Origin of the sequence: Bacillus cereus group sp. BfR-BA-01381 (assembly GCF_022663555.1) — a bacterium.
Lineage (GTDB): Bacteria > Bacillota > Bacilli > Bacillales > Bacillaceae_G > Bacillus_A > Bacillus_A pacificus.
Window position 1 is genome coordinate 1 of the sequence record NZ_JAKUFR010000060.1, and the last position, 12,272, is coordinate 12,272.

Here is a 12,272-nt window from a genome sequence, read left to right on the forward strand (position 1 = left end):
CGTGAAGAGGAAGCGAATGAATGGAAGGCAGAATTAGAAGCAAAATATCCTCATGTTACAATCCGCACAGGTTATTTCGGTGCTGTAATTGGAACGCATTTAGGTGAAGGTGCACTAGGTCTTGGATGGTATACGAAGTAATAAAGATATAAAAAGCTCTCTTTCGGAAGAGGGTTTTTTTACGGATATTTTACGTGAAGTTGACAAGTTAATATTTGGAAATGGTAAAATGTACGTAAAATAAAATAATGAGGAAAGTTTTATAACTTACTTTTTACAAGAAACTATATTATAATAGAAGAGAGGTGAAACATATGGAGCATAATTCTTGTTTATGTCCAAAGTTTGAGTCAGCTTTTACTTTGCTTAGTAAGAAATGGACTGGCTTAATTATTAAATCTTTGCTGGAAGAGTCAAAACGTTTTAGAGAAATCGCAGATATTATACCGAATATGAGCGATCGTATGTTATCAGAGCGTTTAAAGGAATTGGAAAGCGAAGGCATTGTAGTTCGTAATGTTTATCCAGAAGTACCAGTTCGAATCGAGTACGGCTTAACGGACAAGGGAAAAGCGTTAGAAAGTGTTATGGATGAAGTCCAAAATTGGGCTGAGAAATGGATGAAATAACTTTTTGATTTCATCCGTATTAGTATATTTAATAAAACGTAAGGGGAACCTTGCGTTTTTTTCTTTGCTTAAAAAAACTTTTAAAACTCTACACATATATACAAAAATATGCATATTTTGCGATAGAGTTACATATAATATTACATTTGTTTTACAAAAGCGTAACATTAGCAAAAAAAATCCCGAATTATGGTATAAATTTTATAGGTTATATACGGAAAAAGAAAAAAGAAAGCGGTGTAAAAAATAAAATGAAAAAGCTAAAAATGGCATCTTGCGCATTAGTTGCAGGGTTAATGTTTTCAGGACTAACACCAAATGTATTTGCAGAAGATAAAATTTCTGACGTGAAATCACAAATTAATACACAAAATGACACTTTACATAAACAACAACAAGAACGTGATGAATTACAAAAACAAATGAATGACTTAAACAAAACAATTCAAGGTTTAGATAAGTCTGTTCAAGAGAATGCTGCAAAGCTTGATGAAACAACGAAAAAAGTTGCGGACACTGAGCAATTAATCGAAAAGAAAAATAAAGATATTGCAGAATTACAAACGAAAATTGCAAAACGTGAAGAGTTATTAAGAAAACGTTTAGTTGCACTTCAAGAGCAACCAAACACGAACGTTGTAACAGAAGTTCTTGTAAACTCTAAAAACGTTGCAGATTTAGTTGATCGTTTAACTTCTGTTTCTAAAATTCTTGAGTCTGACGAAGATATCATGAAAACACAACAAGAAGATCAAGCGAACGTGAAAAAAGATGTTGAAACGGTAAAAACAAAGCAAAAAGAATTAAAAGAAGCACAAGCTCAAATTGAAACTGCTAAGAAAGAACTTGACGCTGAAAAAGAGAAAAAAGCAGCGGCAGTAAACGATTTAAGCGGTAAAATGGATACAGTTGTAACTTCAATGACAAGTACGGAAAGTCAATTGAAAGATCTTGAAAAACAAGCATTACAATTACAACGTATTGCTGAACAAGAAGCGCAAGAAAAAGCTGCACAAGAAGCTGCTGCTCAAAAACAAGCAGAGCAAGCTGCTAAAGATGCGCAAGCTCAACCAGCACAAGCGGCACCTGCTCAGCCAGCGGCACCAGCAAACAACGGTGGACAAGCTCAAAAAGAAGAACCTAAAAAGGAAGAGCCTAAAAAAGAAGCACCTAAAAAAGAAGATAAAAAACCAGAACCGACACCAGGCCCAGCTCCAGCTCCTGGCGTAATTGGTAAAGCGCAACAATACTTAGGTTTACCATATGTTTGGGGAAGTGCATCTCCATCAAACGGTGGTTTTGACTGTAGTGGATTCATTTCTTACGTATTCGGTGTAGGTCGTCAAGACGTTGCAGGTTACTGGAATTCAGTTTCTAAAGTAAGTAGCCCACAACCTGGAGATTTAGTATTCTTCCAAGGTACTTATAAACCAGGTCCATCTCACATTGGTATTTACGTTGGCAATGGCCAAATGATTCATGCTGGTGACAAAGGGATTGCTTACTCTAGCTTAAGCAGTAGCTACAACCAAAAACATTTCTTAGGATACGGTAGATTCTAGGATTTATAATCGAATAAAACATGTGTATAAAGTCGATAGCTTACTATTTTATAAGTAGGTTATCGGCTTTTTTGCGTTTTTACGAGATTATAAGAAAGGTTTATAGTAATGCTGGAGGTGACGTTAATGCTTGCTGGAAAACAGTTGCTATTAGAAGAACTCTCTTCAGATTTACAGAGAGAAATAAGTAATTTAAAAGAGAAGGGAGAGATCGTATGTGTACAAGGTGTAATAAAGAAGGCTTCTAAATATATATGTCAGCGCTGCGGAAATATAAAGCAGCGGCTATTTGCATCATTTTTATGTAAAAGGTGCGGTAAAGCATGCGCGTATTGCCGGAAGTGTATCACGATGGGGAGAGTTAGCGAATGTACTGTACTTGTTCGCGGGATTCATGAAAGAAACGGAGACAGGGAGCTAAATCCATTACAGTGGAATGGGGCTTTATCGATTGGTCAGGAGTTGGCGGCGCAAGGAGTTATAGAAGCGATTAAGCAGAAAGAATCTTTTTTTATTTGGGCTGTGTGCGGGGCTGGAAAAACAGAAATGTTATTTTACGGTATAGAAGAGGCGCTCCAAAAAGGAGAAAGAGTTTGTATCGCAACGCCAAGGACGGACGTTGTACTGGAATTAGCGCCGAGATTACAAGAAGTGTTTCCAAGTATAACTGTAGCTGCTTTATACGGAGGGAGTGTAGATCATAAAAAAGATGCAGCGTTAGTCGTTGCAACGACTCACCAACTGTTACGTTACTATAGAGCGTTTCATGTCATGATTGTAGATGAGATTGATGCCTTCCCATATCATGCGGATCAAATGTTACAGTATGCAGTGCAACAAGCGATGAAAGAGAAAGCAGCGCGTATTTATTTAACTGCAACCCCTGATGAAAAGTGGAAGCACAATTTCATCAGGGGGAAACAAAAAGGTATCATTGTCTCAGGGCGATACCATCGTCATCCGTTACCAGTTCCTCTATTTAGTTGGTGCGGAAATTGGAAGAAAAGCCTCCAGCATAAAAAAATTCCTCGCGTGTTACTACAATGGTTAAAAATGAACTTAAACAAAAAGTATCCTATTTTTTTATTTGTTCCTCATGTGCGATATATAGAAGAAATAAGTCAGTTGTTGAAAGGGTTGGATAATAGAATCGATGGCGTACATGCAGAAGACTCGATGAGAAAAGAAAAAGTAGCATCTTTCAGAAAGGGAGACATTCCGTTATTAGTTACAACGACAATTTTAGAAAGAGGAGTAACTGTGAAGAACTTACAAGTGGCTGTGTTAGGAGCCGAAGAAGAAATTTTTTCAGAGAGTGCGCTCGTACAAATTGCAGGGCGAGCGGGGCGTAGTTTTGAAGAGCCGTATGGTGAGGTTATGTATTTTCATTACGGTAAGACAGAGGCAATGGTACGTGCGAAAAAACATATTCAAAGTATGAACAAAAATGCGAAAGAACAAGGATTGATCGATTAATGCATTGTTTACTTTGTGATGAGTATATGGTGGAAACAGTTAGTTGGTACACCTTCTTTGTAAAGTCCCTAAAAAAATATGTATGTGATAGATGTGAGCAAAAACTTTCCTATATTATAGGAGGAATTTGCATGGATTGTGGTCGTCCTTTAGATGACTTACCTACTCGATATAAAGAAAATGACATTTGCATGGATTGTATAAGATGGAGGAATGAGGAAGGATATCGTCCTTTTAAAAATCGTTCGTTGTACGTGTACAATGATGACATGAAAGGTATACTAGCGCAGTTTAAGTTTCGAGGTGATGCGGAGTTAGTTCGTATTTTTTATCAATCTTTTCGGGAGCTATTTCAAAAGCATTTTACGGACGTTTCAACTGTTATTGCTGTTCCGCTTAGTAGGGAACGGGAATATGAACGAGGTTTTAATCAAGCAGAGTTATTAGCAGCTTGTTTGCCTGTCAAAAATTTTTATTCATCATTAAGAAGGAAGGAAACAGAAAAGCAAAGTAAGAAGTCGCGTAAAGAAAGGCTTTCGGGAAGTAATCCTTTTTATTTTCAGAGAGAAGAGATGTTTCATGGTCAACATATTTTACTTGTTGATGATGTATATACGACAGGAATTACAGTGAGACAAATTGGAAGTCTTTTCTATGATAAAGGAGCAAGCGAAGTTTCTAGTTTGACGCTTTGTAGAAGTTGATCTGTAACTGTCGAAAGGGAGAATAAAAAGACGATAAGTCTTCTTTGACTTCGTAAGTTGTCATTCGTTATAGTGAAATTATGGGGCAAATGCCCTGATTTTTAGAGTGAAGGGAATGGAATGAACATGCAAGGAAGAGTAAAATGGTTCAATGCAGAAAAGGGATTTGGGTTTATTGAGCGTGAAGATGGTGATGATGTGTTTGTTCATTTTTCTGCTATTCAACAAGATGGATATAAGTCATTAGAAGAAGGGCAACAAGTTGAGTTTGATATTGTAGAGGGAGCACGTGGACCGCAAGCAGCTAATGTTGTAAAACTGTAGGTATATTGTTTTTGGGAAGAGAAAGCTGCGTTTGTGGCAACGTTATATATATATGGTAGAACCTCTTGTTTTTTTGCAAGGGGTTTTTGTTATGAATGGAGTTGTCAAAAAGTTGTTTCTTTTCTGTAACGAATTGTCCACAGTTATATTCGTTATTCACGATGTTAATAGGATAAAATAAAGATAGAAACGATGCATCTTTTCATTTCAACAAAAAACGATAAAAAAATCGCAATTCCACTAATTTTTTTAAAAAAGTTAGAAGGAGTTTTTAAGCCGGTGTCGAAATTATAGTACATAGGCTTGAAAGGAGGAATTCATCTATGAAATTCAACATTCGTGGTGAAAATATTGAAGTAACTCCAGCATTAAAGGAATATGTAGAGAAAAAACTAAGTAAGTTAGAGCGTTATTTTGATACATTCCCAGAGATTAAAGTTAATTTAAAAGTATACTCTGACAAGCAACGTGTCGAGGTAACAATTCCATTTACTGATTTATTACTTCGTGCAGAAGAAACTAATAGCGATATGTACGCTGCTATCGATTTAGTAGTTGATAAACTTGAGCGACAAATTCGTAAACATAAAACAAAAGTAAATCGTAAGTTACGTGAGAAAGGTTCTATGAAAACGAACTTTATCCTTCCACAAGCAGTAGCTGTCCTGGATGAGGTAGAAGAGGATGAACTAGAGCTTGTACGTACAAAACGATTCGATTTAAAACCGATGGACGTTGAAGAAGCGATCCTACAAATGGATATGCTAGGACATAATTTCTTCGTCTTCACAAATGCTGATACAAATGAAACTAATGTTGTATATGGCCGTAAAGATGGGAAATATGGTTTAATCGAAACTAAATAATAATTCAAAAGCGCAGCCGAAATGGCTGCGCTTTTTTTGCTGAAAATAGATTCCTGAAAAAAAGTTTTCTTAATTTAGAACGAGACATTCGGCCGATTGTTGTCATAGTTATAAGACAAGTGTTACAATTATCATTAGGTATATACATTTTAGTTTTTTTAATTAGGAGAAAAATTGGCATAACATACATTTGATTTTTATAACGACTGATTGTAATAGAGAAAAAGAAAAAACAATCGGAAGTTTTATTTTAATAAAAAGAGGAGCGTATTTCCTATGATCGGTATCTTAAAAAAGGTGTTTGATGTAAATCAACGCCAAATTAAACGTATGCAGAAGACAGTTGAGCAAATTGATGCACTAGAGCCATCTATTAAGCCATTAACTGATGAACAATTAAAAGGGAAGACGCTTGAATTTAAAGAACGTCTAACAAAAGGTGAAACAGTAGATGATCTACTACCTGAAGCTTTTGCGGTTGTTCGTGAAGCTGCGACTCGTGTTCTTGGAATGCGTCCGTATGGTGTACAGTTAATGGGTGGTATTGCCTTACATGAAGGGAATATCTCTGAGATGAAAACGGGTGAAGGTAAAACGTTAACATCTACATTACCTGTATATTTAAATGCTTTAACAGGAAAAGGTGTTCACGTTGTTACAGTCAATGAATACCTAGCACAACGTGATGCGAGCGAAATGGGACAACTTCACGAGTTCCTAGGATTAACAGTAGGAATTAATTTAAACAGTATGTCACGCGAAGAGAAACAAGAGGCTTATGCTGCTGATATTACGTATAGCACAAATAATGAGCTTGGATTCGATTACTTACGTGACAACATGGTTTTATATAAAGAGCAGTGCGTTCAACGCCCTCTTCACTTTGCTATTATCGATGAAGTCGATTCTATTTTAGTCGATGAAGCGCGTACGCCACTTATTATTTCTGGACAAGCTCAAAAATCAACAGAGCTGTACATGTTTGCAAATGCATTCGTTCGTACGTTAGAAAATGAAAAAGATTATTCATTTGATGTGAAGACGAAAAATGTAATGTTAACAGAAGATGGTATTACGAAAGCGGAGAAAGCTTTCCATATTGAAAACTTATTTGATTTAAAACATGTAGCGCTTCTTCACCATATTAATCAGGCACTTCGTGCGCACGTTGTTATGCATCGTGATACAGATTATGTTGTACAAGAAGGCGAAATCGTAATTGTAGACCAATTTACTGGTCGTCTTATGAAAGGTCGTCGTTATAGCGAAGGGTTACACCAAGCTATCGAGGCAAAAGAAGGCGTAGAAATTCAAAATGAAAGTATGACACTTGCGACAATTACATTCCAGAACTACTTCCGTATGTACGAAAAGTTATCTGGTATGACTGGTACAGCGAAAACAGAGGAAGAGGAATTCCGTAACATTTACAATATGAACGTTATCGTAATTCCAACAAACAAACCGATTATTCGTGATGACCGTGCAGATTTAATCTTCAAATCAATGGAAGGTAAATTTAATGCTGTTGTTGAGGATATTGTAAATCGTCATAAGCAAGGACAACCAGTTCTTGTCGGTACAGTGGCGATTGAAACGTCAGAACTTATTTCAAAAATGTTAACGCGTAAAGGTGTACGTCATAACATCTTAAATGCGAAAAACCATGCGCGTGAAGCGGATATCATTGCAGAAGCAGGTATTAAAGGTGCTGTAACGATTGCGACGAACATGGCGGGTCGTGGTACAGATATTAAGCTTGGAGACGATGTGAAAAACGTTGGTTTAGCCGTTATCGGTACAGAGCGTCACGAAAGTCGTCGTATTGATAACCAGTTACGTGGTCGTGCTGGTCGTCAAGGGGACCCAGGTGTTACGCAGTTCTATTTATCAATGGAAGATGAACTAATGCGTCGCTTCGGTTCTGATAATATGAAAGCGATGATGGATCGCCTTGGTATGGATGATTCTCAGCCAATCGAAAGTAAAATGGTTTCTCGTGCAGTAGAATCTGCGCAAAAACGTGTAGAAGGAAATAACTATGATGCACGTAAGCAGTTACTACAATACGATGATGTACTTCGTCAGCAACGTGAAGTTATTTACAAACAGCGTCAAGAGGTAATGGAGTCTGAGAACTTACGCGGTATTATTGAAGGTATGATGAAATCTACAGTAGAGCGTGCGGTTGCACTTCATACACAAGAGGAAATTGAAGAAGATTGGAACATTAAAGGTCTTGTTGACTACTTAAATACAAACCTTCTGCAAGAAGGAGATGTGAAAGAAGAAGAATTACGTCGCCTTGCTCCAGAGGAAATGAGCGAGCCAATTATCGCGAAATTAATAGAGCGTTACAATGACAAAGAAAAGCTTATGCCAGAAGAGCAAATGCGTGAGTTCGAAAAAGTTGTTGTATTCCGTGTTGTAGATACGAAATGGACAGAGCATATCGATGCGATGGATCACCTTCGTGAAGGTATTCATTTACGTGCTTACGGTCAAATTGATCCACTTCGTGAGTATCAAATGGAAGGATTCGCAATGTTCGAATCAATGATTGCTTCTATTGAAGAGGAAATTTCTCGTTACATTATGAAAGCTGAGATTGAACAAAACTTAGAGCGTCAAGAAGTTGTTCAAGGTGAAGCTGTTCACCCATCTAGCGATGGCGAAGAGGCGAAGAAAAAACCAGTTGTAAAAGGTGACCAAGTGGGCCGCAACGATTTATGTAAATGTGGTAGCGGTAAAAAATATAAAAATTGCTGTGGCATTGGGAAGTAATATATGGCGGTAGCCCAGGCTGCTTTGCAAACTTTTACATCAAAAATGTATAATTAAGAAGGATTAAACTCTCTCCGTCATAAGTGGAGAGAGTTTCCCTTGTTTTCATACGAAAGTAACAGCAATTACATAGAGGTGAAGGAAATGGAATTAGTAGAAATTAGACAGGAATTAGAGAAAATGGCTAAGAGATTAGCGGCTTTTAGGGGGTCTCTTTGACCTCCCTACTAAGGAGAAACAAATTGCAGAATTAGAAGAGAAAATGATGGGCGCAGGATTTTGGGATGACCAACAAGGCGCACAAGCTGTAATTAACGAAGCAAATGCACTGAAAGATATGGTTGGAAAGTTCCGTCAGCTAGATGAGACATTCGAAAATCTAGAAATTACACATGAGCTTTTAAAAGAAGAGTATGATGAAGATTTACATGAGGAGCTTGAATCAGAAGTAAAAGGCTTAATTCAAGAAATGAATGAGTATGAGCTGCAGTTACTACTTAGCGATCCTTATGATAAAAATAACGCCATTTTAGAATTACACCCAGGTGCTGGTGGAACAGAGTCACAAGACTGGGGCTCTATGTTACTACGTATGTACACACGTTGGGCTGAAAAACGTGGATTTAAAGTAGAAACGGTTGACTACTTACCAGGTGATGAAGCTGGTATTAAGAGTGTTACTTTATTAATTAAAGGTCATAACGCTTACGGTTACTTAAAGGCAGAGAAAGGTGTACATCGTCTTGTACGTATTTCTCCATTCGATTCTTCAGGCCGTCGTCATACATCGTTCGTATCTTGTGAAGTTGTACCTGAGTTCAATGATGAAGTTGAAATTGAAGTGCGTACAGAAGACTTGAAAATTGATACGTATCGTGCAAGTGGAGCGGGTGGACAGCACGTTAATACGACAGATTCAGCAGTTCGTATTACGCATACACCGACAAATACGGTTGTAACGTGTCAGTCAGAGCGTTCTCAAATTAAAAACCGTGAGCATGCGATGAAGATGTTAAAAGCGAAATTATATCAAAAGAAATTAGAAGAACAACAAGCGGAGTTAGATGAAATTCGCGGAGAGCAAAAAGAAATCGGATGGGGTAGCCAAATCCGTTCTTACGTATTCCACCCATATTCTCTTGTGAAAGACCACCGTACAAATACAGAGGTCGGTAATGTGCAAGCAGTTATGGATGGAGAAATTGATCCGTTTATTGATGCTTACTTACGTTCTCGCATCTAATAAGCTAAGTGAAAAAAAGCCAACAAAATTGTTGGCGCATGCTGAGGATATAGAGGACATAAAGAGTGCTATTTTATTTATATGGATGAAGTACAGAGGAAGAGAAGTTGGAAACGACAACTTCTCTTTTTGATGGGATTATATGTAGCATACAATGTTGTATATTGTTTTGTAAAAAGTAGAAAATAGTAAAACAGATTGGCAATAGAGTAAGGCTTTCTGCAGAATTTTTCTAAATTCCTGTTCAAAAAGGATCCTTTATAGAAGTTTTTACGTTGTTCACAGAATTGAAACAACTTATAAAAGCTTTATATCATTGGGGTTCCCACTGTATTTTTGAAGAATATGAAATATACCTTAGTTTTTCTATATAAAGATAATGCTTATAATGAAAATGAGTGTGTTAGGAATGAAAAGAATATCAACAATGGGGAGCGATAGAAGTGAAAAAGAAATTGTTGGCTATTGCGCTAGGAACATCAGTCGTTTTTGCTTTAGGAGCGTGTGGAAATAAAGAAGAGAGTAAGTCTTCGAACCAGTCTGCAAGTACAGACAGTGCAGAACAAATTTTCCAAAGAAGTTGTGCTGGGTGTCATGCAACAGATTTATCAGGAGCAACTGGACCTGATTTAAGAAAAGTAGGCGGGAAGTACGACGCTGCAGATATTGAAGAAATTATTAAAAAAGGTCGCGGTTCAATGTCACCAGGACTTATTCAAGGTGAAGATGCGAAAAAAGTAGCTGAATGGTTAGCTGAACATAAATAAAAAGGGGTAAAATGGACGAGTTGATTCATATAATCAACTCGTTTCCTTTTTTTGGAATGTAACATAACTGTAACAAAAATGTATCCAAACTGGAAACCGTTTGATGTTACAATGAGGTTTGTAGAATTTTGCTGAAATATATTACATAGAGTAGTATTGCTTAGAAAAAGAGTATAAGTAGACTACCTTCAACAAGAGTGGTTTAAAAGAGAATAAAGGTTTAGCTTTTATTTTCAAATGTACAGAAAAGTATTTCGAAAAAAATCATTAAGTATTGGGTGATAAATAATGATAAAAATGACGAATGTTTATAAGGAGTACCCGAATGGTATGAAAGCCATTGCTGGTCTCACAGTTAACATTAAACAAGGCGAGTTTGTATACGTAGTTGGACCGAGTGGAGCCGGGAAATCTACATTTATTAAAATGATGTATCGTGAAGAGAAACCATCTACAGGATCTATTAATGTAAATGGACTTACTATCGAGTCATTAGCAGAAAGAGACGTTCCATATTTCCGTCGTCAATTAGGCGTGATTTTCCAAGACTTTAAATTACTACCTAAATTAACGGTATATGAGAATGTTGCGTTTGCCTTAGAAGTAATTGAGGAAGAGCCAGATGCAATTCGTGAGCGTGTAACAGAAGTGTTAGGTCTTGTAGGTCTTGAAGATCGTGCAGACGCACTTCCAGGCGAACTTTCAGGCGGAGAGCAGCAACGTGTTGCGATTGCGAGAGCAATTGTTAATAGACCAAAGGTTGTAATTGCCGATGAGCCAACAGGTAACTTAGATATTGAAACAGCTCTTGATATTATGAAGATTTTCACGCGTATTAATGAGCGTGGTACAACGATTGTTATGGCGACACATAACGCAGATATCGTAAATACAATCCGTCATCGTGTAATCGCGATTGAAGGCGGAAAAATTGTTCGAGATGAGATTGAGGGAGGATACGGATATGAAGGCTAAGACCCTTAGTCGACATTTGCGAGAAGGTGTAAAGAATCTATCACGTAACGGATGGATGACGTTTGCTTCTGTTAGTGCAGTAACAGTTACATTATTACTTGTAGGTGTCTTTTTAACAGCGATTATGAATATGAACCATTTTGCGACGAAAGTAGAGCAAGATGTAGAGATTCGTGTACACATTGATCCAGCAGCAAAAGAAGCTGATCAAAAGAAATTAGAAGATGATATGAGTAAGATTGCAAAAGTAGAATCTATTAAATATTCTTCTAAAGAAGAAGAGTTAAAACGTTTAATTAAAAGCTTAGGCGATAGCGGAAAGACATTTGAGTTATTTGAACAAGATAACCCACTGAAAAACGTATTCGTCGTAAAAGCGAAAGAACCAACAGATACAGCGACAATTGCGAAAAAGATTGAAAAAATGCAGTTTGTAAGTAATGTTCAGTACGGAAAAGGACAAGTTGAACGATTATTTGATACTGTAAAAACTGGTCGTAACATCGGGATTGTGTTAATTGCTGGTCTTTTATTCACAGCGATGTTCTTAATCTCTAATACAATTAAAATTACAATTTATGCTCGTAGTACAGAAATCGAAATTATGAAACTTGTAGGTGCAACAAACTGGTTTATTCGTTGGCCGTTCTTATTAGAGGGATTATTCCTAGGAGTATTAGGATCAATTATTCCAATTGGCTTAATTCTAGTTACGTATAATTCGTTGCAAGGTGTGTTTAACGAAAAACTTGGCGGAACAATTTTCGAACTTCTACCATACAGCCCATTCGTATTCCAATTAGCTGGTTTACTAGTGTTAATCGGGGCTTTAATCGGTATGTGGGGAAGTGTAATGTCAATTCGTCGCTTCTTAAAAGTATAAAAAGTTGCAAACATAATTCGTACAAGCTTATCATATAGTAGAAATAGGTAAAGGCATCA

Annotated in this window: 12 protein-coding genes; all 12 read left to right on the top strand. The window is 37.0% G+C overall.

Annotation, left to right across the window (positions count from 1 at the left end):
- On the top strand, window positions 1-141 hold a 141-nt coding region (locus MR079_RS19215; RefSeq protein ID WP_242294462.1), incomplete at its 5' end, for a DegV family protein.
- Window positions 142-314: 173 nt separating this feature from the next.
- Window positions 315-629, top strand: a complete 315-nt coding sequence (locus MR079_RS19220) for a winged helix-turn-helix transcriptional regulator (RefSeq protein ID WP_000400857.1) — start codon at window positions 315-317, stop codon at window positions 627-629.
- Between the two features lie 146 nt (window positions 630-775).
- Window positions 776-2,191 carry a C40 family peptidase gene (locus MR079_RS19225; RefSeq protein ID WP_113712272.1) on the top strand — a complete coding sequence of 472 codons (1,416 nt, stop codon included), beginning with the start codon at window positions 776-778 and terminating at the stop codon, window positions 2,189-2,191.
- Between the two features lie 126 nt (window positions 2,192-2,317).
- Window positions 2,318-3,667, top strand: coding sequence for an ATP-dependent helicase ComFA (gene comFA, locus MR079_RS19230; protein ID WP_242294454.1), 1,350 nt, complete (start codon window positions 2,318-2,320; stop codon window positions 3,665-3,667).
- Entirely contained in the window at window positions 3,667-4,371 is a 705-nt protein-coding gene (locus MR079_RS19235) for a ComF family protein (protein WP_242294455.1), read from the top strand. The genes comFA and MR079_RS19235 overlap by 1 nt, the downstream gene beginning before the upstream one ends.
- A gap of 126 nt (window positions 4,372-4,497) precedes the next feature.
- Window positions 4,498-4,695, top strand: coding sequence for a cold shock protein CspC (gene cspC / locus MR079_RS19240; protein WP_001162041.1), 198 nt, complete (start codon window positions 4,498-4,500; stop codon window positions 4,693-4,695).
- A gap of 323 nt (window positions 4,696-5,018) precedes the next feature.
- Complete coding sequence (gene hpf / locus MR079_RS19245; RefSeq protein ID WP_087955105.1) at window positions 5,019-5,561, top strand: ribosome hibernation-promoting factor, HPF/YfiA family; 543 nt, start codon at window positions 5,019-5,021, stop codon at window positions 5,559-5,561.
- Window positions 5,562-5,837: 276 nt separating this feature from the next.
- Complete coding sequence (gene secA / locus MR079_RS19250; RefSeq protein WP_048553050.1) at window positions 5,838-8,345, top strand: preprotein translocase subunit SecA; 2,508 nt, start codon at window positions 5,838-5,840, stop codon at window positions 8,343-8,345.
- 144 nt (window positions 8,346-8,489) lie between these two features.
- A protein-coding gene (gene prfB, locus MR079_RS19255; protein ID WP_096001716.1) for a peptide chain release factor 2 occupies window positions 8,490-9,588 on the top strand; the annotation gives its coding sequence in 2 pieces (ribosomal slippage) (window positions 8,490-8,561 and window positions 8,563-9,588; 1,098 coding nt in all).
- Between the two features lie 443 nt (window positions 9,589-10,031).
- The gene (cccB, locus tag MR079_RS19260) at window positions 10,032-10,355 is read left to right on the top strand and encodes a cytochrome c551 (protein ID WP_000727972.1); all 324 of its coding nucleotides are present in this window, start codon (window positions 10,032-10,034) and stop codon (window positions 10,353-10,355) included.
- 288 nt (window positions 10,356-10,643) lie between these two features.
- Entirely contained in the window at window positions 10,644-11,330 is a 687-nt protein-coding gene (gene ftsE, locus MR079_RS19265) for a cell division ATP-binding protein FtsE (RefSeq protein ID WP_000594316.1), read from the top strand.
- A complete protein-coding gene (gene ftsX, locus MR079_RS19270) occupies window positions 11,320-12,213 on the top strand; it encodes a permease-like cell division protein FtsX (protein ID WP_000645022.1) in 894 nt (297 codons plus the stop codon). Before ftsE ends, ftsX begins: the two co-directional genes overlap by 11 nt.
- The last annotated feature ends 59 nt before the right edge of the window (window positions 12,214-12,272 follow it).